The sequence below is a fragment of the Streptomyces sp. MMBL 11-1 genome (assembly GCF_028622875.1).
Taxonomy (GTDB): domain Bacteria; phylum Actinomycetota; class Actinomycetes; order Streptomycetales; family Streptomycetaceae; genus Streptomyces.
The window spans coordinates 6,997,526-7,019,756 of sequence record NZ_CP117709.1 but is presented as its reverse complement, the minus strand read 5'-3'; the positions used below and the strand labels follow the sequence as shown (position 1 = coordinate 7,019,756).

Here is a 22,231-nt window from a genome sequence, read left to right as displayed (position 1 = left end):
CCGTGTCCGGCGGTCAGCCCTGCTGTGCCTCCGGCTTGACCTCCACGTCACGGACCGCCCCCTCGCGGTCGGCGACCAGGGCCTCCGTGCGGTGGCCGCGCGCGATGTAGTCGCGCACCACCAGTTCCACGGCGTCCTGGGGGCTTCCGACTCCGGCGAGCACCATGACTTCGACGACGAGTTCGGCATCCAGACTGACAGTCACCTTGGCCATGCGCGGACTGTACACCGGCGAAATGCGCTCGCACGCCGGGTCGCCGATTCTCTCCGGGCTGCCCGCGATTCCCGGTGGATCGGTGCGCGCGTCAGAGCCCACCCCGTACCGGTGACCGTCCGGGGAGGCGGTCTCAGTCGTCCAGACCCGCCCTGACCCGGCGCGACGGCTGGAAGACGTACAGGTCGAGGATGTCCGGGGCGTCCGCGAGCCCCGGGCCGCCCGCCGAGGCCCAGTTCACGATGTCCTGCTCGGCGTGCTCGTCGTTGACCAGGCCCAGCCAGACCGGCCTGCCCCCGGCGCGGCGGCCCTCGGCGGAGGGCTGCACGACGATCACGTTGCCCTGCTCGCAGGCGTCCAGGCACTCGACCGCCCGTACGGTGGCGGCCCCCTCAAGACCGGTGCGCAGCCGTGCCAGCTGGGCCGCGTGGTCGACGCCCGGGATCTTCCCGGTGCCGCAGCAGCAGCCCCGGCAGACGCTGACGGTGGGCCGGGGGGCGCCCTGGGCGGGCGCGTCCTTGCGGGGGCGGCGGCTCATGGGGGCACTTCCCGTCGCGGTGGGATGGAGTCGGATGGCTGCGGACCACGCCGGCCGGGTGATCATCACGACTCTACCGAGGCGCCTGCGGTTCGAACACCAGCACCCGTGTCCGTCCGGGTGAGGTAGTATGGACGGCTGCGAAGGGGAGTAGCCCCGCAAACCGGTCGTCGACATACTGGAGCCTTCGGGTTCCCGGTGGCCGGGCTCGTGTGTCCCGCGAGGGACGGGCACGGGCGGGCGAGACCTTCGGTCCTGTATGAACACGTCCACGTCCTGTGGGCGCTGCCGTCATGCCGGGCCGAGTGGTCCTCCGAGAGCCCGAGCGGCGCTTCGCGAAGATCCGGGGCCCGGCTCGAACAGAAAGCCACCCGGAATGCACCTCGACCCTCTGGCGATCATCACCGCCTTCGGGCTGATCTTCCTCGCGGAGCTCCCCGACAAGACGATGTTCGCGTCGCTGGCCATGGGCACGCGGATGCGCCCGCTCTACGTGTGGTTCGGCACCTCGTCCGCGTTCCTCGTGCACGTCGCCATCGCCGTCGGCGCGGGCAGCCTCATCGGGCTGCTGCCCGACTGGATCGTCAAGCTCGTCTCGGCGTCGCTCTTCGCGTTCGGCGCGTTCATGCTGCTGCGCGGCAGCGGCGGGGACGACGACGAGGACGCCGAGGTGAAGACGGTGACCGGGTTCTGGCCGGTGTACACGACCGCGTTCATGGCGGTCTTCATCAGCGAGTGGGGCGACCTGACGCAGATCACCACCGCCAACCTCGCGGCGAGCAACGGCACCTGGTCCACGGCGATCGGTGCGGCCGCCGCCCTGATGTCCGTGTCGGCGCTGGCGCTGCTGGCGGGCCGGTTCATCGCGAAGCGCGTACCGCTGAAGACCGTGCAGCGCATCGGCGGGATCTGCATGCTGGGCCTCGCCGTCTGGACGGCCGTGGAGATCTTCACCGGCTGAGGAGCGCGGGGGCGTACCGGCTTCGGCACGCCCCCGGTCCGCTCTCAGAACAGCGTCCGCACCCCGTCGTCCTTCCGCCCGCTCTCGAAGGCGAGCAGCCGCTGCTTGCGGTCCAGGCCGCCGCCGTAGCCGGTGAGGCTCCCGGAGGCTCCGATCACCCGGTGGCACGGCACGATGATCCCGACGGGGTTCTTGCCGTTGGCCAGTCCGACCGCCCGCGAGGCGCCCGGTTTGCCGAGCTCCTCGGCCAGCTCGCCGTACGTCCGGGTCTCCCCGTACGGGATCTTCAGCAGCTCCGCCCACACGCTCCGCTGGAACGGCGTGCCCGCCATGTTCAGCGGGAGGTCGAAGGTGGTGCGGTCCCCGGCGAAGTACGCGGTGAGCTGCTGGATCGCCTCGCCGAAGGGCTCCGGGTCCGGGACCCCGAACGTCTCCTGGGACGGGCGGTGGCGCTGGTCGGTCATGTAGAGGGCGGAGAGGACCCCGTCGGTGGCGACGAGCGTGAGCGGGCCGAAGGGGCTGTCGAGGACCGTGTGCCGCTTGGTCACCGGAGAGGTGGGGGTGATGGTGGTCGTGGTCATGGGAGCCGTTTCCTTGTCAGCGTCCGGCGTCAGCCGGGCAGGTGGTTGATGGGGTGGTCGTCCACCGTCCAGAGGTACTGCACGGCGTACGCCCGCCAGGGGCGCCAGCCAGCGGCCCGTGCGGTGAGGGCGGCGGGGGTGGCCGGCAGGCCGAGCCGCTCGGCCGCCCGGCGTATGCCGAGGTCGGTGGGGAGGAAGGCGTCGGGATCGCCGAGGGCCCGCATGGCGATGGACTCGACCGTCCAGGGGCCGAAGCCGGGCAGGGCGGCCAGTTCGGCGCGGGCCCCGTCCCAGTCGGTGTCCGTGTCGAGCCGGAGCCGGTCCTCCGCGAGGGCGGCGACGAGGGTGGTGAGCGTGGTGCGGCGGGTGCGCGGCAGCGCGAGGGCCTCCGGGTCGAGGCCCGCCAGCGACTCCGGGGTCGGGAAGAGGTGGGTCAGCCCGCCCTCGGGGTCCTCGACCGGGACGCCGTGGGCGGTGACCAGCCGGGCGGCGTGGGTGCGGGCGGCGGCGGTGGAGACCTGCTGGCCGAGCACCGCGCGTACGGCGAACTCCGCCCCGTCCACCGTGCGGGGCACCCGACGGCCGGGGCCCGCGTCGACCAGCGGGGCGAGCAGCGGATCGGTGCGCAGCTGGGCGTCGACGGCGACCGGGTCCGCGTCCAGGTCGAGGAGCCAGCGGCAGCGGCTGATGGCCCGGGTGAGGTCGCGGGGGTCGGTGAGGGAGAGACGGCAGGCGATGTGGTCGGGCGCCGGACTCAGGGCGACGACGCCGTGCCCGTACGGGAGGGTGAGGGTGCGCCGGTACGCGCCGTCCCGCCACTCCTCGACGCCGGGGACGGCGGTCGCCGCGAGGTGGCCGAAGAGGTTGCTGGGGTTGAGCGGGGCCCGGTACGGGAGGCGGAGCGCGATGACGCCCGGTACGGCGGCGGGCCGGGGCCCCCGGGCGGCCCGGGTGCGCAGTTCGCCGGGGGCCAGGCCGAAGACCTCGCGGACCGTCTCGTTGAACGTGCGGATCGAGGAGAAGCCCGCGGCGAACGCCACCTGGGCCATGGGCAGCGCGGTCGTCTCGATGAGGAGGCGGGCGGTCTGCGCCCGCTGGGCGCGGGCCAGGGCCAGCGGGCCGGCGCCCAGCTCGGCCAGCAGCTGGCGTTCGATCTGTCGCGCGGAGTAGCCCAGCCGGGAGGCGAGCCCGGGCACGCCCTCGCGGTCGACGACCCCGTCCCGGATCAGGCGCATGGCGCGGGCGACGGAGTCGGCGCGGGCGTTCCACTCGGGGGATCCGGGGCTGGTGTCGGGGCGGCACCGCTTGCAGGCCCGGAATCCGGCCTGCTGGCAGGCGGCGGCGCTCGGGTAGAAGGTCATGTTGCGGACCTTGGGCGGCACGACGGGGCAACTGGGGCGGCAGTAGATCCGGGTGGTGAGGACCGCGGTGAAGAACCAGCCGTCGAAGCGGGCGTCCTTGGACTGGACGGCCCGCACGCAGCGCTCGGTGTCGGTGTGCATGGTTCCAGGATGGTGCACCGGTCAGCGGCTTGGCTGGCGGAAATCCGACAGGGCCCTCGCGCGGAAATCCGACAGCCGTCCCGGTGACCGCGGGGCGCGGTCTCAGCGCATCGCGAGGACTTCCTCGAACTCCACGTACGCATGGGCGTCGAAGAGGACGAAGCGCACCTCTTCCACCGGCTCCACGGTCTCCGCCAGGACCGTGCGTACGGCGATCCTGGCCCCGTCGTCCATCGGCCAGCCGTAGATGCCGGTGGAGATCGCCGGGAACGCGATGGATCTGGCCCCCAACTCGGCTGCCAGGCGCAGGGATTCGCGGTAGCAGGAGGCGAGCAGGGCGGAGCGGTCCTGAGCGCCGGAGAAGACCGGGCCGACCGTGTGCACGATCCACCGGGCGTCGAGGCGTCCGGCGGTGGTGGCGACGGCCTGCCCGGTGGGCAGCCCCTTCCCGTAGTGCGAGGCGCGCAACTCGCGGCAGGCGGCGAGGATGTCGGGCCCGCCCCGCCGGTGGATGGCGCCGTCGACTCCGCCCCCGCCGAGCAGCGAGGAGTTCGCCGCGTTGACGATGACGTCGACGGACTGGTCGGTGATGTCGCCGCGGACCAGGCGTACGGCGGGGGAGACAGATGTACTCATGCGGACATCATGCCGCGCGCCGGGGGGCCGCGCCGCCCGGTCCGTTCAGGAGGCCCGCAGCCGTCGCCATACGGCCTTGGCGGCGTGGTGGCCGGACATGCCGTGGACCCCCGGTCCGGGCGGGGTGGCCGAGGAGCAGAGGAAGACCGCGGGGTGCGCGGTGGCGTAGGGGACGCGGGCGAGCTTGGGGCGGATCAGCGTCTGGAGGCCGGCGAAGGCTCCGCAGGCGATGTCGCCGCCGACGTAGTTGGCGTTGCGCGCGGCGAGCTGGGGCGGGCCCGAGAGGGCGCGGGCCAGCACCAGGTCGCGGAACCCGGGTGCGAAGCGCTCCAGTTGGCGTTCGATGACGTCGGTCGCGTCGCCCTCCCAGCCCGCCGGGACGTGCCCGTACACCCAGAAGACATGGCGCCCGTCGGGGGCCCGGGAGGGGTCGACGATGCTGGGCTGGGCGGTGATGAGGAAGGGGACGCTCGGGTCGCGGCCCTCGACGGCCGCCTTCAGCGCGGTGTCGATGGTTCCGGCGTCGGGGCCGATGTGGACGGTGCCCGCGCGGCGGGCCTGGGGCGCGGTCCAGGGGACGGGGCCCGACAGCGCGTAGTCGATCTTGAAGGCGGAGGCGCCGTAGCGGTAGCGGTGGTACGCGGAGCCGAGGCCCGCGATCCGGGCGAGCGCGGAGGGCGAGGTGTCGAAGATGTAGGCGCGGGCGGGCGGGAGTTCGTCCAGGCGCTTGACCTCGCTGCCGGTGCGGATCGTGCCGCCCTGTTCACGGAGGTAGGAGGCGAGGGCGTCGGAGATGGCCTGGGAGCCGCCGCGCGGCACCGGCCAGCCGTTCTCGTGGGCGGCGAGCGCGAAGACGAGGGCGATGGCCGAGGTGGCGAATCCGCTGGTGGGAGCTATGGCGTGGGCGGCGAGCCCGGCGAAGAGGCCGCGGGCCTTCTCGCCGGAGAAACGGCGGGAGACCCAGGTGGCGGGCCGGAGGCCGAGCAGACCGAAGCGGGCCAGCCGGTAGGGGTCGCGGGGCAGGCCGTCCCAGGGGGTGCGCAGGAAGTCGGCGGCCAGGGTGTCCCAGCGGCCGACGAAGGGCGCCATCAGGCGGCGGTAGGCACCGGCGTCGGCGGCCCCCAGCGACATCGCGCTCTCGCCGACGGAGCGGGTGAGCGCGGCGGCGGTGCCGTCCGGGAAGGGGTGGGCGAGGTCGACCTCGGGGTGCAGCCACTCCAGGCCGTGCCGGGCCAGGGGCATCGCCCGGAACGCGGGTGAGCCGATCGCGAGGGGGTGTACGGCGGAACAGGGGTCGTGCCGGAACCCCGGAAGGGTCAGCTCCTCGGTGCGGGCTCCCCCGCCGACCGTGTCGTGCGCCTCGTGGACCTCCACCGCGAGGCCCCGGCGGGCCAGTTCGGCTGCGGCGGTCAGTCCGTTGGGCCCCGCGCCCACCACGACCGCATCGAGCATCGACGGCACCTTGGGACTCCTTCGTCGGCCGGCAGACGGACCCCCAGGGTATGCGCCGCCACCGACCGTGCGGACGCGGGTACCCCGGGTCCGGCCGGGCCGGTCAGCCGTCCGTGCGCAGGGCGGCCAGGACGCGCTGGACGGTGGCCCCGTCGCGGGCGGCCGTGAACGGCAGGTCATTGCCGCCCGCGATACGGAACGGGGCGCCGGACAGGGTCGACTGGGCGCCGCCCGCCTCGGTGACCAGGAGCAGACCCGCGGCGTGGTCCCAGGCGTACTCCCAGCTGAAGGCGGTGGCGTCCAGGGCGCCGCGGGCGACGGCGAGGTACTCGAGACCGGCCGAGCCGCAGGGGCGGGCCGCGACGCCTTCGACGCGCAGGCCGAACAGGGCCCGCTTCTGGGCCTCGTCGGTGTAGTCGGGGTGGGACATCGCCACCTTGAGCACGGCGCCGGGTGCGGGCGACCCGGAGCGTATCGGCGTCCCGTTCAGCGTGGCGCCCCGGCCGCGTACGGCGACGGCCATCTCGCCCAGGACCGGGGCGTACGTCCAGGAGGCGTGGACCTCGCCGTGCTGGGCGAGGGCGACCAGGGTGCAGAAGCCGGCCTCGCCCCGGACGAACTGGCGGGTGCCGTCGACCGGGTCGACGATCCAGACCGGGGCGTCGCCGCCGAGGGCGTCGTAGACCGCCGGGTCGGCGTGCACGGACTCCTCGCCGACGACGACCGAGCCGGGCAGCAGCTCGGTGAGGGCGGCGGTGAGATGTTCCTCGGCCATCCTGTCGGCGGCGGTGACCAGGTCGTGCGGGCCGTTCTTCTCGATGATCTCGTGGGCGGCCAGCTTCCGGTGGCGCGGCATGATCTCGGCCGCGGCGGCGGCGCGCACGGCGGCCTCGACCTCGGCCGTCGCTCCGGTGTGTCCGTCGGTCCCGTACAGGAAGTCATCGATCATGGCTCCAGCTAAACACGGCCGGGAGCAGCCCTCGCCCCCGGGTGACGCCCCACGTCCCAGCCCGGCTCGGGCTGGGAACCGCTGCTCCCCCACGCCCGCGGGACGGCCCGTGACCGGGTCGGGTTCGGTGCCTCGACCCGGGTCGATCCGGGCCCGACGGGACCGCCGGCCGCTGAGCCGGCCGCCCACCCGCTCCGCGCCGACGCGGTCGCCGCCCGGCTCTCGGGCAACGCGGAGGCGCTGGTCGCGCGAGCGGCCGGGAGGCACCGGGACTGAGCTCGCCGGGAGCGCTCCGGATGATTCGGAGCGTTTCGAGGGGGCAGGCGATCCGCCGGACGGCCGATCGCCGCCGCCCCGTCGGAAGCCTCTTCACGGCACACGCGGGCGGGAGGCGGATCCTGGCCCGGCCGGGCCTACCGTCGGCCTGGTCAGCCACCCCGACCAACGGAGATGTACGACATGGCAAAGATCCTTTTCGTGGTGTCCGGCGCGGACCACTGGACCCTGGCGGACGGCACGGCCCACCCCACGGGCTTCTGGGCCGAGGAGGCCGTGGCTCCTTACCGGGCGTTCACCGACGCCGGGCACGAGGTGGTCGTCGCCACCCCGGGCGGCGTCGTCCCGACCGTGGACCGCGGCAGCCTGACGCCCGACGTCAACGGCGGCCAGGAGGGCGCCGACGCGGTGGCGGCCGGTCTCGAGGCGTTCGAGGAGCTGCGGCGGCCGGTCGCGCTGGAGGACGTGGACCCGGACGCGTACGACGCCGTCTTCTACCCCGGCGGCCACGGCCCGATGGAGGACCTCGCGGTGGACCCCGTCTCCGGGCGGCTGCTCGCCCGGGTGCTGGCTTCGGGCAAGCCGCTGGGCGTGGTCTGCCACGGTCCGGCGGCGCTGCTGGCCGCGACCGGACCCGACGGCGGGAACGCGTTCGCCGGGTACCGGCTGACCGGCTTCACCAACGCCGAGGAGACCCAGGCTGGCTTCGCGGACAAGGCGAAGTGGCTGCTCCAGGACCGACTGGTGGCGCTCGGCGCCGACTTCCAGGAGGGCGAGCCCTGGGCGCCGTTCATCATCACCGACCGCAACCTGATCACCGGTCAGAACCCGGCGTCCTCCGCGCCGTTGGCCGCCGAGATGCTCAACCGGTTGAGCTGACCGGCCGACCGGCGGTTCACCGGCCGGCCGGGACGTTCAGACCCAGTCGCGCCGTGCGGGCGGGTCACAGAGTTCCAGGACCACCTCGCCCGTCTCCGGCTCGCCCCCGGGGACGGGCCGGACGCGGGCGCCGACCGTCACGAGGTGCGGAGCCGCCCCCACGATCCGGCAGCGGAAGACGAACCCTTCGGAGAACCGCACGAGGGACTCGTTGCGCGCCGCCTCGGTGTAGCGGTGGACCACGGCGGTCCGGACGACCACGCCGTGGCCGGTGGTGCGTTCGGATTCCAGTTCGCTCGACGCGCACACCGGGCACAGCAGCCGCCGGAACGAGGCGGTGCCGCACCAGCGGCAGCGGTTGTAGGAGAGGCCGCACTCCTCGTGCGCCTTCTGGACGGTGCCCATGACTGTCTGGGACACGGCTCGACCCCCTGCGCTCGACTCGGACGCGCTCGCACCTGCACTGCGGGCGCGTCCGCACCATATGGCACTCAGTGCCGGACCGTAAAGGCACTGAGTGCCCATTGGTACTCAGCTCTCTCCGACGGCTGCCTCGATCTGCCGCACGACACGCCACATCGGGGTGCCCTTCCGCGCGACCATCACGATCACCTCACCGTCGCCGGAGACGGGAAAGGAGGCAGCGGGAAGCCCGGTCGCGGGAAGGGCCGCGGCGGGGCCGGACGCGGAACCGACCGGGAGCCCGCCCTCCCTCCGCCCCTCCGGCGACGGCAGCGTCGGCGACGATGACGGGGACGGGCCGCCCTCCTTCCCCGCGGGCCGTTCCCACACCTCGCGCACCAGGGCGAGCGCGTGATCGACGGCCACCTCGGGGTCGCCCACCCCGCCCGAACGCAGCCACAGCCGCAGCCCGTTGTTGTGCGCGGCGACCACCGAGGCGGCGATCACCTCGGCCCGCAGCTCCCCGTCGCCATCCCGGCCGAACCTGCTCCGCAGGTGCCCGGCGAGAATCTGTTCGTAGCGGCGCACCACCGACAGTTCATACGTCCTCAGCCCCGGCACCTCCCGGGTGAGGCGGTAACGCTGCACGGAGAACTCGGGGTTGGCGGCGTACATCCGCAGCACGATGCGCGCGGCGTCGCACACCGCGCCGACCGGGTCGCTGTCGTCGACGGCTGCCAGGAACTCGGTCGTCTCGGCGAGGCAGCGTTCGTGGTCCGGGAAGACCGCGTCCTCCTTGGAGGGGAAGTAGCGGAAGAACGAGCGGCGGCCCACTCCGGCCCGCGCCACGATGTCGTCCACGGTCGTCCGCTCGAAGCCCCGCTCCAGGAAGAGCTGGAAGGCCGCCTGGGCGAGCACCTCCCGCATGGGCGCTTTCTTCTCGGATCCTCGTGCCTCGCTCATGCGGCGAAACGTAGCACCGGAAGGAGCATTTTGGCACTGCGTACCTTTACAGAGGGTACTGAGTGCCATAATCTCTCCATCAGTACGAATGACACCCAGGTGGGACCACACCCAGGTAGGCAGGAGAGCCGGCGTGAGTTTGAGGATCGTTGTCTGTGTGAAGTACGTGCCCGACGCGACCGGTGACCGGCGTTTCGCCGATGACCTGACGCTGGACCGTGAGGATGTCGACGGTCTGCTGTCGGAGCTGGACGAGTACGCGGTCGAGCAGGCGTTGCAGATCGCGGACGGGGCGGACGATGCGGAGATCACCGTGGTGACGGTGGGTCCGGAGGATGCCAAGGACGCGTTGCGCAAGGCGTTGTCGATGGGTGCGGACAAGGCGGTTCACGTCGAGGACGACGATCTGCACGGCAGTGATGTGATGGGCACGTCGCTGGTGCTGGCGAAGGCGGTCGAGAGGACCGGGTACGACCTGGTGATCTGTGGGATGGCCTCCACCGACGGGGTGATGGGTGTGCTGCCCGCGCTGCTGGCGGAGCGGCTGGGGGTGCCGCAGGTGACGCTGTTGTCCGAGGTGTCGGTGGCCGGGGGTGTGGTGACCGGGCGGCGTGACGGTGACACCGCTTCGGAGCAGTTGGAGGCGTCGCTGCCGGCGGTGGTGTCGGTGACCGACCAGTCGGGTGAGGCGCGTTACCCCTCGTTCAAGGGGATCATGGCGGCGAAGAAGAAGCCGGTGGAGTCCTTGGATCTGGAGGACCTGGAGCTGGACGCGGACGAGGTCGGTCTGGCGGGTGCGTGGACGGCGGTCGACTCCGCGACGGAGCGTCCGGCGCGCACGGCGGGCACGGTCGTGAAGGACGAGGGTGAGGGCGGTAAGCAGCTCGCCGAGTTCCTCGCGGGCCAGAAGTTCATCTGATCCCGCACGGCCGGTCCTCCCTCTCCCTCTCTTTTCTCCTTCTCTTCTCTCGTCTGTCTGGAGTGCGTTGTCATGGCTGAAGTTCTGGTTCTGGTCGATCATGTGGACGGTGCGGTCCGTAAGCCGACGCTGGAGTTGCTGACGCTGGCGCGTCGGATCGGTGACCCGGTCGCGGTGGCCCTGGGCGCGGGTGCCGGGAACACTGCGGGTGTGCTGGGTGAGCACGGTGCGGTGAAGGTCCTCACCTCCGATGCCCCGGAGTTCGCGGACTACCTGGTGGTGCCGAAGGTCGACGCGCTGCAGGCCGCGTTCGACGCCGTCTCCCCCGCGGCGGTGCTGGTGGTGTCCTCGGCCGAGGGCAAGGAGATCGCCGCTCGTCTCGCGCTGCGGATCGGGTCGGGCATCATCACCGACGCCACCGATCTGGAGGCCGGGGACGAGGGCCCGGTGGCGACGCAGGCCGTGTTCGCCGCCTCCTACACCACCAGGTCCCGGGTCTCCAAGGGCGTTCCGGTGATCACGGTCAAGCCGAACTCCGCCCCCGTCGAGCCGGCCGCCGCCGCCGGCACGGTCGAGGCGCTGACGGTGTCGTTCGGCGAGACGGCCTCGGGTACGAAGGTGGTCTCGCGGACGGCACGTGAGTCGACGGGGCGCCCGGAGCTGACCGAGGCCGCGATCGTCGTCTCGGGCGGCCGGGGCGTCAACGGCGCGGAGAACTTCCCGCTCATCGAAGCCCTCGCGGACAGTCTGGGGGCGGCGGTGGGCGCTTCGCGTGCGGCGGTCGACGCGGGCTGGTACCCGCACACCTCCCAGGTCGGGCAGACCGGCAAGTCCGTCTCCCCGCAGCTGTACATCGCCTCGGGCATCTCCGGAGCGATCCAGCACCGGGCGGGCATGCAGACCTCGAAGACGATCGTCGCGATCAACAAGGACGCCGAGGCCCCGATCTTCGAACTCGTCGACTACGGCGTCGTCGGCGACCTCTTCGCCGTCGTGCCCCAGCTCACCGAGGAGATCAACACCCGCAAGGGCTGACCCCCCGGCGAACACCCCCCGCCCCGGGGGGATCGGTATCCTCGGCCGCCTCCGCTTCGGCCACCGCAAGGTCCCCCGTCGCCGAACTCCCGGCGGCCGAGCTGCCCGGAGGGTGACCGACTTCTTCAGGGCGTCGGGGCGCCGGGGCGCGCGGATCGAGCGGCCCAGCGGGCCACCCGCCCCGTGACCGGTGCCGTCCCGTGCGCGGGGCGGCACCGGTCACGGAAAGATCCACCGCCGGGCACCCGCCGGTGAGGCTGACCCCACTCCGACCGCGCGAAGGAACGCGTTGCCGCAGTACGGTCGTCCCGCCGGCGCCCGACCTACCGTTCCCCGGAGCGTAGTCGGGACAGGGCGGCCCGGATCACGCCGCTTCGGTGGGCAGCTCCGCGCGGATCTCCCGCGCGGCGGCGACCAGGTTCTCCAGGGAGGCCCGGGTCTCGGGCCAGCCGCGGGTCTTCAGGCCGCAGTCCGGGTTCACCCACAGGCGTGTCGCCGGGATGGCCTCAAGTGCCTCGCGCAACAGGGACGCCGCCTCCTCGGCGCTGGGGACGCGCGGGGAGTGGATGTCGTAGACGCCCGGGCCCGCCTCGCGGGGGTAGCCGTGGGCGGCCAGTTCGCGGGCGACCTGCATATGGGAGCGGGCCGCTTCCAGGCTGATGACGTCGGCGTCGAGATCATCGATGGCCTGGACGATGTCACCGAACTCCGCGTAGCACATGTGGGTGTGGATCTGGGTGTCCGGCCGGACCCCGGAGGTGGCGAGCCGGAAGGACTCCGTCGCCCACTCCAGGTACGCGGCGTGCTCCGCCGCCCGCAGCGGCAGCGTCTCGCGCAGCGCGGGCTCGTCGACCTGGACCACCGAAGCGCCGCTCGCCTCCAGGTCGTTCACCTCGTCACGCAGGGCGAGAGCCACCTGACGGGCGGTGTCGGCGAGCGGCTGGTCGTCGCGGACGAAGGACCAGGCCAGCATCGTGACCGGACCGGTGAGCATGCCCTTGACGGGGCGTGCGGTCAGCGACTGCGCGTACGTCGTCCAGCGCACCGTCATCGGCCCGGGACGCGAGATGTCGCCCGCGAGGACCGGCGGCCGGACATACCGGGTGCCGTAGGACTGCACCCAGCCGTGCTCGGTGGCGAGGTATCCGGTGAGCTGCTCGGCGAAGTACTGGACCATGTCGTTGCGTTCGGGCTCGCCGTGCACCAGGACGTCCAGTCCGGCCTTCTCCTGGAAGAAGATGACCTCGCGGATCTCGTTCTTGACGCGCTCCTCGTATCCGGCCTCGTCGATCCGCCCCGCCCGCAGGTCGGCGCGTGCGGTGCGCACCTCGGTGGTCTGCGGGAAGGAGCCGATGGTGGTCGTCGGCAGCAGCGGCAGTCCGAGGTGGGCGCGTTGGACGGCGGCGCGTTCCGGGTACGGCTGGGAGCGGCGGCCGTCCGCGTCGGTGACGGCCGCCGCACGGGCGCGGACGGCCGGGTCGCGGGTGAGCGCCGCGTCGGTGCGGGAGGCCAGGTCGGCGCGGTTGGCGGCGAGTTCGGCCGCGATGGTGTCCGTGCCGCCGCCCAGACCACGGGCCAGGACGACGATTTCCTGGGTCTTCTGCTGGGCGAAGGCGAGCCAGCGGGCGATGCCCGGATCGATGCTCTGCTCGGCGTCGGCGTCCAGCGGGACGTGCAGGAGGGAGCAGGAGGCGGAGACGTCGACCCGGTCGGCGAGGCCGAGGAGAGTGCCGAGGGTGGCGAGCGACTTCTCGTAGTCGTTGATCCAGATGTTGCGGCCGTTCACGACACCGGCGACCAGCCGTTTGCCGGGCAGCCCGCCGGCCGCCGCGAGGTCGTCGAGGTTCCCCGCGCCGGACTCGGTGAAGTCCAGGGCCAGCCCGTCGACGGGGGCCTTGGCCAGGACCGCCAGCGCTTCGCCGAGCCGCCCGAAGTAGGAGGCGACCAGCAGTCGGGGCCGGTCGGCGTGTCCGCCGAGCTCGCGGTAGGCGCGGGCGGCGGCGTTCAACTCGGCAGGGGTGCGGTCCTGGACGAGCGCGGGTTCGTCGAGCTGCACCCACGTGGCGCCCGCCGCGCGCAGGTCGGCGAGGACCTCCGCGTACACGGGGAGCAGCCGGTCCAGGAGGGTCAGCGGCTCGAAGTCCACCGCCACGCCGGGAGCCGCCTTGGCGAGCAGGAGATAGGTGATGGGTCCGACCAGCACCGGTCGGGGCGTGAGACCGAGGGCCAGCGCCTCCTGGAACTCCGCGACCTGCTTGGCGGAGTCGGCGGAGAACACCGTGTCCGGGCCCAACTCAGGTACCAGATAGTGGTAGTTCGTGTCGAACCACTTCGTCATCTCCAGCGGGGCGACGTCCTGTGTGCCCCGGGCCATGGCGAAGTAGCCGTCGAGGGCGTCGGCGTCGACGGCCTCGCGGTGCCGCTCGGGGACTGCGCCGACCATGACGCTGGTGTCCAGGACATGGTCGTAGTACGAGAAGTCACCGGTCGGCACCTCGTGGACTCCGGCCTCGGCGAGCTGCCGCCAGGTTCCCCGGCGCAGCTCGGCGGCGGTCTCCCGGAGGGCGTCGGCGTCGACGCGGCCCTTCCAGTAACCCTCGATGGCCTTCTTCAGTTCGCGGTTCCGGCCCTGGCGGGGGTAGCCGTACACGGTGGTCTGTGCTGCCGCGGCTGCGGGCTTCGCTGTCACGTGACTCTCCTTCGCGAGCGTGTCTGCGGGACAGATCCCGGGACGGGACGCGAACGCGAGGGGATGACACGTCGGGCGGAGACCGGAACACGTAGAACCGTGTCCGTCCGCCCGCTGGTCACGCCGACCCGCCCACGAGGTCACCGAGATCTCCGCACGCGAACGGTCGCGTGCGGGCAACGGGCAGGTCTTCGGACTCGCGGGCACGTCTGCCGGGGCAGACACCTAATGACCGTCGCTTCCCAGACCCGGCCGGGCCCAGTGCGTATGACGGCGGTCGTTCCCACTCACCGCTGCGGGGCAGTCCCGGATTCCCACCGGGTTCCCTCTTACGACACCCTGCCTGGCGGACAGGGCGAACCAGCTGCGCCGGTCAGCCTAGACGGACGCCCGGCCCGTGCGCACTGTTGTTCACACTTCGGATGGTGCCACGGGGCGACGGGGCGGCGAGCGCTCCCGTCCCCGGGTCGGACTCCGTCGCGGCGGGGCACCGCGGCCTGCCACGCCCGTTTTCCGCTCGTTCGGCCGTTCGTCGGCCGCGTGCTGACCGCTGGTCAGGTCAGGCGCGTCCACTGGGCGTGACAGTGACACAGATGTAACCGAATGGCGTAGGGACTGCGGAACCACCGAGCGTCACAAGCCGTTCTTCTTCCCACTACACGGCCGCCGACCCACGGCGAGGCCGACCGAGGAAACGGAAAACGCCAGATGAAGAAGACAGTCGGGTGGGCCCAGGACGGCGACGACTGGACGATCACCGTGAACGGCACGCTGTATCGCGCGATCGAACGGCCGGCGGACGGCCGGGTGCACGACTACCTGGTGCGGGGCGACGACCTCACCGCCGAATGCCCGAGCCTGGGGCACGGGCTCGGCGTGATCAGGGCGCACGAGACCCGGCGCTGAGCACTCCCGGGACCGCTGTCGGGTCCGACGACGAGGTGCGGAGACCCTCGCCGCCCGCGCCTCGACGTGGGCCCGTCCGCCATCGGCCGTCAGTCGCCGCCCGTGCCGGGCGGTCGGCGCAGCAGATAGGTGTCCATGATCCAGCCGTGCCGTTCGCGGGCCTCCGCGCGCAGCCGCCTGATCCGGCCGGCGACCTCGTCGAGCGGGCCGGAGACCAGGATCTCGTCGGGGGTGCCGATGTACGCGCCCCAGTGGATCCACAGGCCCCTGCCCGTCAGGTGGGTGAAGCTCTCGTGGCCGTCGAGCATCACGACGATGTCGCCGTCGTCCTCGGGAAAGCCCTGGGCGAGACGCCTGCCGGGGGTGATGTGGATGGGGCGGCCGACCCGGTTCAGGGTGACGCCGTGGCGTGCGGCGAGGGCGGAGACGCTGCTGATGCCGGGGATCACCTCATGGCCGAATTCCACCGTGCCCCGGCCCCGGATGTCGTCGAGGATCGCGAGGGTGCTGTCGTACAGGGACGGGTCGCCCCACACCAGGAAGGCTCCGCACTGTCCCGGCGCGAGTTCCTCGATGATCAGGCGTTCGCAGATGTGGGCGCGGCGGTGACGCCAGTCGCGCACCGCCGAGGTGTAGCGCCCGCCGTCCTGCTGGGTGCGGTCCCGCCACGGGTCCTCGGCCTCGACGACGCGGTAGGGGCCGGTGAGGTGTTCGTCGAGGATGTCCCGCCGCAGCCGGGTGAGGGACTCCTTCTCCTTGCCTTTGCCGACCACGAAGAAGACGTCGGCCCGGCGCATGGCCTTCACCGCGGCGAGGGTCAGGTGGTCGGGGTCGCCGGCGCCCATGCCGATGACGAGGAGGTGGCGGGGTGCGTCGCTCATGTCGGCCGATCATGCCAGGAACGGGACGAGGCGGTCCTGCCGGGACGTCCGGCCAGGTGCGCGGGCAGGGCGGTGGCGCGGTGGAGAAGGGGCCGCGGGCCCCGGCCGCCGCCGGCGCCCCACCCACCCGGTCCCGGGTCACCGGCTCAGGGAACGGGGGCGGACAGAAGGGTGCCGTCCTCGAAGGTCAGGTAGAAGGAGCCGCCGGACACCAGGACGCTGGACGGCCGCATCGAGGGAGCGTCGACGGCCTCTCCCTCCCGGGGCCAGCCGCGGAGCGTGGACCGGCTCGCCACGGCCGTGCCCTGCTCCAGGTCGAATCCCCGCAGCTCGCCGGCCCCGATCACCAGGACCCGGTCACCGGCCACGATGACGGAGTCCTCGCCGTTCCAGGGCAGCGACCACTGCTCGCGCCAGGTCCGCGGGTCGAGCGCGCTGAGGTACGCGGAGCCCTTCGCCGTACCCCTGCCTCGTACGAACACCACCTTCTCGTGCCGCGCGCCGTGCAGCATGTCGACACGTGTGTCGCTGACCTTCCTGAGCGTTCGGGTCTCCCGCACCGCGTCCAGACAGGCGACGTACGGGTCCCCCCGCCTCGGACGGGGACAGTGGTCGGAGACCCTGTCCAGGTCCTCGCCGGTCTTCGGGTCCAGGGTGCGGGTGTCCCCGCCGGTCACCCAGAGACGGTCGCCCGCGATGTCCAACGACTGGGCCTGCGCGGAGGGCATCGCGCGTTCCCACTGCTTCTCGCGGTCCTTGACGGAGTACGCGCGGAGGAACACGTCCCCGGCCTCGGCCGGCCCGCCCTCCGCGACGTAGGAGACGAAGAGCTGTCCTTGGTGGACCCGGGCGGCGGCCGACAGGTACCCCGTGCGGCCCGGCAGCCTCGCCACCCGCTTTCCATCGCCGAGATCGAGCACGTCGACACCGGTGCCGTCGGTCGAGGTGGTGTAGACGTGCCTGGTGTCCAGTTCGGCGTAGGGCAGTGAGGTGAGGTCCTCTCCGCCGCTGCCGGCGGGGTAGCGCCACGCGGGTGTGCCGTCGGCCGCGTTCCTCGCCTCCAGGTGGCCTCGCCTCCTGTCCCGGTCCCACCGGACGCAGACGAGCACGGTGCCGCTGAGCGAACAGTCCGACGCGCCGCCTCTTCCTTCGACGGACGTGATCCACGGCTGCCAGCCTTCGGGCTGCAGCGTGCGGTCCAGCGCGTCCGGTCCGAAGTCACCCGTCGCGTCGACGGCCACGGGGGCGGTGCGGACGGTGGCGGGGCCGGGGCTCTTCGTGCTCTCCGGGGACCCGCCCGGGTTCCCCGAGGACGCCGCACCCCCGCCCGGGCCCTTCTCGTCGCCCGGCAGGTTCAGCAGGACGACCGTGAGCGTGCCGACGAGGAGAGCGGCACCGGCACCGAGGGACCGGCGCAACCGGCTTCCCGCCCGTTTCGGGGTCGGCGCCGAGGACTGCGGGGGAACCGGGGGTGGCGCGCCGGGGCCCGGCGGCGTACCGACGAGTGCCTTCCGGGGGGCCGGGGGTGCGAGGAGCGCTCGGCCAACGGCCGTCTCGTACGCGCGGATCGCGCCGCGCACACCGTCCGGCCAGGGGAAGGGCTCCCGGCGGGGGGCCCGCACGGCTCCCGGGCGGGCCGAGGCGGCGTCCGGGTCCAGGGTGCGGATCAGGTCGTCCGTCGTCGGGCGGCGGCCGGGTTCCTGTCGCAGACAGTCGGCCACGACATCCCGCAACTCCGTCGGAACATGGGAGAGTTCAGCTTCTCCCTGCACGATGCGGTGCACCATCGCGGCGAGTTCACTGTCCTCGAACGGCCCGTGCCCCGTGGCGGCGAAGCAGAGGACGGCACCGAGACAGAACACATCCGACGCGGAGGTCACCGAACGGCCGCCGTCGATGTGCTCGGGGGACATGAAGCCCGGCGAGCCGACCATGATGCCGGTCGCGGTGAGCGCCGTCGCGTCGTAGGCCTGGGCGATGCCGAAGTCGATGAGCCGTGGGCCCGAGGCGCCGAGGACGACGTTGGCAGGTTTCAGGTCCCGGTGCACCAGTCGCGCCCCGTGCACGGCGGCCAGGCCCCGCGCGAGGTCCGCACCGAGTCGGCGCACCGCGTCGACGGGCAGCGGGCCGTGCCGGGCCACCGCGTCGGCGAGCGAGGGCCCGGCGACGTACTGGGTGGCCAGCCAGGGTCGTTCGGCTTCCGGTTCGGCGCCGACGAGCGCGGAGACGTACGGGCCGCGTACGGCGCGCGCCGCCTCCGCCTCGCGTCGGAACCGGATCCGGAAGTCGCCCTCGAGGTCCAGGTCGCGGCGGACGGTCTTCAGTGCGACGAGGTCGTCGGGGCCGCCGTCCGGTGGCAGGGCGAGGTGGACCGTACCCATGCCTCCGGAGCCGAGGCCGGCGAGCAGCCGGTACGGGCCCACGTGGTCAGGGGCATCGGCGTCGAGCGGACGCAACACGACGAAGGGACTCCAAGTCAGTTACCGGGCCGGGGTGGTTCGATGGGCCGAGTGGGCGGGGACGGGTGTCTCAGGCGGGAAGCTTCATGGACCGCACGGTTCCGTCGTGGTAGATCACGAAGAGCGCTCCGCCCAGGGAGATCACGTGCGGCGCCCAGGCCAGGTGCTCGGAATCGAGGCCGGCCGGGCCTCGATCGCCCGGCCCGCCGTCGATCTCACGCCGGGCTCGCTCGTCGCCGTCCAACGGCAGTGTGTAGAGGCGACGGTTGTCGGCGTACACCGCCGTGTCTCCGACGATCACCGGTTCCATGGAGGGAAACTCTCCGCCCTCTTCCCCTTCCTCCCGGGGCGGGGCGACCGTGTGGGTCCCGTGCGGAGGGCCATGGGGTGTGAGCTCGACACGGCCTCCAGCGCCGAACCGCAGGCTGTACGTCATGCCGTTGGCGGGGACCGCGCCCTCTGCCCCGTTCCGTTCGAGAGCGGTGCGCGGGCCGCCTTCGTCGACCGGCCGCAGCGTCACCGCGTCCAGCGTCACGGTGGTCCCCTCCCCTGCCTCCCCGGCGTTCGCGGGCTTCTCGGTGTCGCAGTAGATGTGGCCGTTGTGGACCAGCACGGCACCGCACAAGCCGTTCCCGGGCACCCCCAGGGGAGTCGGCTCCCCGGTCCTCGCGCCGAACGCGGTCATGCCGCCGTCCGTCCGGGCGATGAGCCTGCCCTCCGTGAACGCGTCGGGGCCGTACATCCCGGATGCGGCCATCGGCGCGTCATGCGACACCAGGGACCGCTTCCAGAGGTGTTTTCGCGTGCCGACGTCGTAGGCGTGGACGGTCGGACTCGGCCCGGAGCCCAGGGTGAAGAACGCGACGCCGTCGCCCAGCAGTGCGTTTCCGACGCTCTCCGCCTCGGGCCCCAGACCCGTGTCGTGCTCCCAGCGGACCTCTCCGTCCGCGGCGGACCGGCCGCGGACCATGCCGGCCTCGGCGGAGACGACCGTGTCGCCCTGGATCAGGGGGGCGCTGCCGTTGCCCGGAATGCGCATACCACGGTTACCCCTGTCCGGCAGGCCGCCGGGGTCGGGCGACGCCGCGTTCCACAGCGGTTCCCCGTCGGACGCGCGGACCGCCGCGAGGCCTCCGTCCACGGTGCGGCAGACCAACAGCACACGGTTCAGGGCGCAGTCCCAGGGGCGCGTGTCCAGCTTCGCCGACCATGGCTTCCAGCCGTCCGGACGGACCGTCGAGTCGACGGGGAAGTAGCGGCTGCCGTCGACGCCGTACCGGTTGAGACCGGCCCCGGGAGCGATGTCCGCCGACGCGGAGGGCGAGGGGGAGCCGGATGCGGCACCGGACGCCTTGTCGCCGTCGTCCCCGCCGCCCTCCAGGGCCCGCAGCCCGAAGGCGCCGAGCACACCGGCGGCGAGCGCCGCCGCGATCACGGCGACGACCGTGCGCCGGCGCGGTCCGGACCGCGGGCCGGCCGGCGGGGTCGCCGGAGGCGGCGGAGGGCCGGTGACCGTTTCCGCGCTGTGCACCGGGGGCGCGCCCGGCATCGTGGGGGGCGCGGCGGCGATCGCGCCCGCCGCCTCCAGCAGTCCGGCCAGTTCGGCCTCGTCCGCCGCCACCAACTCCCGTACGCCGGGCGGCCAGAGGCTGCCGTCGTACGCGGCGTCCGGCAGGTCGGTCACGGTCCGGAAGCGGGTCTCGAGGACGGTGGTGTCGGGGCGGGACGAGGGGTCCGGGTGCAGACAGTCCTCGATCAGTTCTCGCACCGGGTCCGGTACGCCCGTCAGATCGACGTCGGCCTGCGAGATCCGGTAGAGCACGGCGGCCAGCGGACCCTCCCCGAACGGAGGCGTACCGCTCGCCGCGTAACACAGCACCGACGCCAGGCAGAAGATGTCCGACGCGGCCACCACATGCCGTCCGCCCCGCACGTGCTCCGGCGACATGTAGCCCGGCGACCCGACCATCACGCCGGTCGCCGTCAGGGTGCCGGCCCCGAAGTCGCGGGCGATGCCGAAGTCGATGACCTTGGGACCTTCGGCGCCGAGAAGGATGTTCGTCGGCTTCAGGTCGCGGTGCTGCACCCGCGCGTGGTGGATGCCGCGCAGCGCCCGTACGAGGCCGAGACCGAGGCGGTGGACCGTTTCGACCGGCAGGGGGCCCGCCGCGCGGACCGCCCGCTCCAGGGTCGGCCCCGCCACGTACTCGGTGGCCAGCCACGGCTCCGCGGCATCCGCGTCCGCGGCGAGCAGCCGGGCCGTGAACCGGCTGTCGACCGAGCGGGCCGTCTCCGTCTCCCGGCGGAACCGGTCGCGCAGCGCCGGGTCGCCGACCAGTTCCGCCCTCACCGTCTTGACGGCCACGAGCTGCGGGCCGGTGTGGGGACGCCGGGGCCGCGTATCGGCCCCCAGATACACCTCGCCCATGCCTCCCGCGCCGAGGCGGGCGAGGGTCCGGTAGGGGCCGATCCGGCGGGGGGAACGGTCCAGGAGCTCACCGAGCATGCTGCCGCGCCCTCCCCCCGCACGTCGTGGGGCACCTGCGGGTGACGCCCGGGGCATGGGCCGCGGGTGGTGGTGGCGTGGCTCCGGCCCGGCGAACCTGCATGACGCGTCCCCCTGTTGAGATGTCGCTGGTCATCACTGCGTATCGGTGATCACCCTCGCATGCGGGCGCGTCGCAGACCACCCCATGGAGGGGGGCCGGGGGCCGGCCCGGCCGCCGGACCGTCCACGGCCGCCCTGACCAGCGCACGGTCCCCGCTCAGGCGCCCGGTCGGGGCCGGGGCCCGGCGGCGCGGGATGATCCACGCCCCGATGCGCGTTACATCCGGTTGTGTCCGGCTCATTCCCCGAGCCGGACCGCGGAACGAAAGCTGGAGGCGGCGCTGTGCACGGTGAGTACAAGGTTCCCGGCGGCAAGCTGGTCGTGGTGGATCTGGAGGTGGCGGGCGGGGCGTTGCGGGACGTCCGCGTCGCCGGGGACTTCTTCCTCGAACCCGACGAGGCGATCCTGGCGATCGACGCGGCCCTGGAGGGCGCCCCGGCCAACACCGACACGGCCGGGCTCGCGGCCCGGATCGAGGCGGCGCTGCCCGACTCCACGGTGATGCTCGGCCTGAGCGCGGAGGGCGTCGCCGTCGCCGTACGCCGGGCGCTCGCGCAGGCCACGGAGTGGAGCGACTACGACTGGCAGCTGATCCACGAGGCCCCGCAGTCGCCCGCTCTGCACATGGCGCTGGACGAAGTGATCACCGCCGAGGTCGCGGCGGGGCTGCGGCCGCCGACGCTGCGGGTCTGGGAGTGGGACTCCCCCGCCGTGATCATCGGCAGCTTCCAGTCGCTGCGCAACGAGGTGGACCCGGCGGGCGTCGAGCGGCACGGGGTGAACGTCGTACGCCGGATCTCCGGCGGTGGCGCGATGTTCGCCGAGCCGAGCTCCACCATCACCTATTCGCTCGCCGTCCCGCAGTCCCTGGTCTCCGGGCTGTCGTTCGCCGACAGTTACGCCTACCTGGACGACTGGGTCCTGGAAGCCCTCGGCGACATGGGCATCAAGGCCTGGTACCAGCCGCTCAACGACATCGCCACCGAGGTCGGCAAGATCGCGGGGGCCGCGCAGAAGCGGATGGTCGGGCCGGACGGCGGGCCGGGCGCCGTGCTGCACCACGTGACCATGGCGTACGACATCGACGCCGACAAGATGCTGGAGGTGCTGCGGATCGGCAGGGAGAAGATGTCCGACAAGGGCACCCGGTCCGCGAAGAAGCGCGTCGACCCGCTGCGGCGGCAGACCGGGCTCCCCCGCCGGACCGTCATCGAGCGCATGATCGAGTCGTTCCGCAAGCGTCACGGGCTCACCGCGGGCAGCGTGACGGACGCCGAGCTGGCGCGCGCCGAGGAGCTCGTACGCACCAAGTTCGGAGTGGACCGCCCGGGTGCCGTAGAAGGATGGCCCGGGGCGCGGTGGAAACGTGGTGCCCGGATG

18 protein-coding genes, 1 pseudogene and 1 riboswitch are annotated in these 22,231 nt (G+C 72.9%); of the genes and pseudogenes, 6 read left to right on the top strand and 13 right to left on the bottom strand.

The window, feature by feature from the left end; all coding sequences use genetic code 11:
* Positions 1 to 13 precede the first annotated feature (13 nt).
* Both PSQ21_RS30990 and PSQ21_RS30985 read right to left on the bottom strand, forming a co-directional pair.
* On the bottom strand, positions 14 to 214 hold the full coding sequence (locus PSQ21_RS30990; protein WP_274034616.1) for a type II toxin-antitoxin system VapB family antitoxin: 201 nt from the start codon (positions 212 to 214) through the stop codon (positions 14 to 16).
* A 133-nt stretch (positions 215 to 347) separates the two neighbouring features.
* On the bottom strand, positions 348 to 752 hold the full coding sequence (locus PSQ21_RS30985; RefSeq protein WP_274034615.1) for a (2Fe-2S) ferredoxin domain-containing protein: 405 nt from the start codon (positions 750 to 752) through the stop codon (positions 348 to 350).
* A gap of 376 nt (positions 753 to 1,128) precedes the next feature.
* Here PSQ21_RS30985 and PSQ21_RS30980 point away from each other — a divergent pair, with 376 nt between their 5' ends.
* A complete protein-coding gene (locus PSQ21_RS30980; RefSeq protein WP_097872151.1) occupies positions 1,129 to 1,713 on the top strand; it encodes a TMEM165/GDT1 family protein in 585 nt (194 codons plus the stop codon).
* A 44-nt stretch (positions 1,714 to 1,757) separates the two neighbouring features.
* Here the strand turns inward: PSQ21_RS30980 and PSQ21_RS30975 are convergent, their stop codons facing one another.
* The 5 genes from PSQ21_RS30975 to PSQ21_RS30955 form a co-directional block, all read right to left on the bottom strand.
* Positions 1,758 to 2,294 carry a methylated-DNA--[protein]-cysteine S-methyltransferase gene (locus PSQ21_RS30975; protein ID WP_274034614.1) on the bottom strand — a complete coding sequence of 179 codons (537 nt, stop codon included), beginning with the start codon at positions 2,292 to 2,294 and terminating at the stop codon, positions 1,758 to 1,760.
* Positions 2,295 to 2,323: 29 nt separating this feature from the next.
* Positions 2,324 to 3,796: an AlkA N-terminal domain-containing protein gene (locus PSQ21_RS30970; protein ID WP_274034613.1), complete on the bottom strand. Its 1,473-nt coding sequence runs from the start codon at positions 3,794 to 3,796 to the stop codon at positions 2,324 to 2,326.
* 102 nt (positions 3,797 to 3,898) lie between these two features.
* Positions 3,899 to 4,432, bottom strand: a complete 534-nt coding sequence (locus PSQ21_RS30965; protein WP_007456644.1) for an O-acetyl-ADP-ribose deacetylase — start codon at positions 4,430 to 4,432, stop codon at positions 3,899 to 3,901.
* Between the two features lie 45 nt (positions 4,433 to 4,477).
* The gene (locus PSQ21_RS30960; RefSeq protein ID WP_274034612.1) at positions 4,478 to 5,893 is read right to left on the bottom strand and encodes a phytoene desaturase family protein; all 1,416 of its coding nucleotides are present in this window, start codon (positions 5,891 to 5,893) and stop codon (positions 4,478 to 4,480) included.
* 94 nt (positions 5,894 to 5,987) lie between these two features.
* Positions 5,988 to 6,833: an inositol monophosphatase family protein gene (locus tag PSQ21_RS30955; protein ID WP_274034611.1), complete on the bottom strand. Its 846-nt coding sequence runs from the start codon at positions 6,831 to 6,833 to the stop codon at positions 5,988 to 5,990.
* Between the two features lie 459 nt (positions 6,834 to 7,292).
* Here PSQ21_RS30955 and PSQ21_RS30950 point away from each other — a divergent pair, with 459 nt between their 5' ends.
* A complete protein-coding gene (locus tag PSQ21_RS30950) occupies positions 7,293 to 7,988 on the top strand; it encodes a type 1 glutamine amidotransferase domain-containing protein (RefSeq protein WP_274034610.1) in 696 nt (231 codons plus the stop codon).
* Positions 7,989 to 8,024: 36 nt separating this feature from the next.
* On the opposite strand, the gene PSQ21_RS30945 is transcribed toward PSQ21_RS30950, so the two are convergent.
* Together PSQ21_RS30945 and PSQ21_RS30940 are read right to left on the bottom strand one after the other, a co-directional pair.
* Positions 8,025 to 8,393 (bottom strand): Zn-ribbon domain-containing OB-fold protein, encoded by a 369-nt coding sequence (locus tag PSQ21_RS30945; protein ID WP_274036020.1) that lies wholly within the window; start codon positions 8,391 to 8,393, stop codon positions 8,025 to 8,027.
* Between the two features lie 126 nt (positions 8,394 to 8,519).
* Entirely contained in the window at positions 8,520 to 9,317 is a 798-nt protein-coding gene (locus tag PSQ21_RS30940) for a TetR family transcriptional regulator (protein WP_274036019.1), read from the bottom strand.
* Between the two features lie 169 nt (positions 9,318 to 9,486).
* Between PSQ21_RS30940 and PSQ21_RS30935 the strand changes: the two genes are divergently transcribed.
* Positions 9,487 to 10,272, top strand: a complete 786-nt coding sequence (locus PSQ21_RS30935) for an electron transfer flavoprotein subunit beta/FixA family protein (RefSeq protein WP_274028607.1) — start codon at positions 9,487 to 9,489, stop codon at positions 10,270 to 10,272.
* A gap of 72 nt (positions 10,273 to 10,344) precedes the next feature.
* A complete protein-coding gene (locus tag PSQ21_RS30930) occupies positions 10,345 to 11,307 on the top strand; it encodes an electron transfer flavoprotein subunit alpha/FixB family protein (protein ID WP_274034609.1) in 963 nt (320 codons plus the stop codon).
* Between the two features lie 364 nt (positions 11,308 to 11,671).
* Here PSQ21_RS30930 and metE read toward each other — a convergent pair whose 3' ends face one another.
* Positions 11,672 to 13,996, bottom strand: coding sequence for a 5-methyltetrahydropteroyltriglutamate--homocysteine S-methyltransferase (gene metE / locus PSQ21_RS30925; RefSeq protein ID WP_274034608.1), 2,325 nt, complete (start codon positions 13,994 to 13,996; stop codon positions 11,672 to 11,674).
* A gap of 165 nt (positions 13,997 to 14,161) precedes the next feature.
* Positions 14,162 to 14,376, bottom strand: a riboswitch (cobalamin riboswitch).
* Between the two features lie 328 nt (positions 14,377 to 14,704).
* Here metE and PSQ21_RS30920 point away from each other — a divergent pair.
* Complete coding sequence (locus tag PSQ21_RS30920; RefSeq protein WP_018961481.1) at positions 14,705 to 14,902, top strand: hypothetical protein; 198 nt, start codon at positions 14,705 to 14,707, stop codon at positions 14,900 to 14,902.
* An 89-nt stretch (positions 14,903 to 14,991) separates the two neighbouring features.
* Here PSQ21_RS30920 and cobF read toward each other — a convergent pair whose 3' ends face one another.
* From cobF to PSQ21_RS30905, 3 genes are all read right to left on the bottom strand, one after another.
* Positions 14,992 to 15,783 carry a precorrin-6A synthase (deacetylating) gene (gene cobF, locus PSQ21_RS30915; protein ID WP_274034607.1) on the bottom strand — a complete coding sequence of 264 codons (792 nt, stop codon included), beginning with the start codon at positions 15,781 to 15,783 and terminating at the stop codon, positions 14,992 to 14,994.
* Between the two features lie 146 nt (positions 15,784 to 15,929).
* The gene (locus PSQ21_RS30910; protein ID WP_274034606.1) at positions 15,930 to 18,242 is read right to left on the bottom strand and encodes a protein kinase domain-containing protein; all 2,313 of its coding nucleotides are present in this window, start codon (positions 18,240 to 18,242) and stop codon (positions 15,930 to 15,932) included.
* Positions 18,243 to 18,312: 70 nt separating this feature from the next.
* Positions 18,313 to 20,748 carry a protein kinase domain-containing protein gene (locus PSQ21_RS30905; RefSeq protein ID WP_274034605.1) on the bottom strand — a complete coding sequence of 812 codons (2,436 nt, stop codon included), beginning with the start codon at positions 20,746 to 20,748 and terminating at the stop codon, positions 18,313 to 18,315.
* Between the two features lie 385 nt (positions 20,749 to 21,133).
* Between PSQ21_RS30905 and PSQ21_RS30900 the strand changes: the two are divergent.
* A pseudogene (locus tag PSQ21_RS30900) lies at positions 21,134 to 22,190 on the top strand (lipoate--protein ligase family protein).
* Positions 22,191 to 22,231: the final 41 nt, after the last annotated feature.

What these genes read in the sequence shown, in the direction of transcription:
- PSQ21_RS30955 (WP_274034611.1), bottom strand. Translation starts at nt 6,833, where the DNA reads ATGATCGATGACTTCCTGTACGGGACCGACGGACACACCGGAGCGACG.
- PSQ21_RS30965 (WP_007456644.1), bottom strand. Translation starts at nt 4,432, where the DNA reads ATGAGTACATCTGTCTCCCCCGCCGTACGCCTGGTCCGCGGCGACATC.
- PSQ21_RS30945 (WP_274036020.1), bottom strand. Translation starts at nt 8,393, where the DNA reads ATGGGCACCGTCCAGAAGGCGCACGAGGAGTGCGGCCTCTCCTACAAC.
- PSQ21_RS30950 (WP_274034610.1), top strand. Translation starts at nt 7,293, where the DNA reads ATGGCAAAGATCCTTTTCGTGGTGTCCGGCGCGGACCACTGGACCCTG.
- PSQ21_RS30905 (WP_274034605.1), bottom strand. Translation starts at nt 20,748, where the DNA reads ATGCTCGGTGAGCTCCTGGACCGTTCCCCCCGCCGGATCGGCCCCTAC.
- PSQ21_RS30930 (WP_274034609.1), top strand. Translation starts at nt 10,345, where the DNA reads ATGGCTGAAGTTCTGGTTCTGGTCGATCATGTGGACGGTGCGGTCCGT.
- PSQ21_RS30980 (WP_097872151.1), top strand. Translation starts at nt 1,129, where the DNA reads ATGCACCTCGACCCTCTGGCGATCATCACCGCCTTCGGGCTGATCTTC.
- PSQ21_RS30985 (WP_274034615.1), bottom strand. Translation starts at nt 752, where the DNA reads ATGAGCCGCCGCCCCCGCAAGGACGCGCCCGCCCAGGGCGCCCCCCGG.
- PSQ21_RS30920 (WP_018961481.1), top strand. Translation starts at nt 14,705, where the DNA reads ATGAAGAAGACAGTCGGGTGGGCCCAGGACGGCGACGACTGGACGATC.
- PSQ21_RS30940 (WP_274036019.1), bottom strand. Translation starts at nt 9,317, where the DNA reads ATGCGGGAGGTGCTCGCCCAGGCGGCCTTCCAGCTCTTCCTGGAGCGG.
- PSQ21_RS30970 (WP_274034613.1), bottom strand. Translation starts at nt 3,796, where the DNA reads ATGCACACCGACACCGAGCGCTGCGTGCGGGCCGTCCAGTCCAAGGAC.
- PSQ21_RS30975 (WP_274034614.1), bottom strand. Translation starts at nt 2,294, where the DNA reads ATGACCACGACCACCATCACCCCCACCTCTCCGGTGACCAAGCGGCAC.
- cobF (WP_274034607.1), bottom strand. Translation starts at nt 15,783, where the DNA reads ATGAGCGACGCACCCCGCCACCTCCTCGTCATCGGCATGGGCGCCGGC.
- PSQ21_RS30990 (WP_274034616.1), bottom strand. Translation starts at nt 214, where the DNA reads ATGGCCAAGGTGACTGTCAGTCTGGATGCCGAACTCGTCGTCGAAGTC.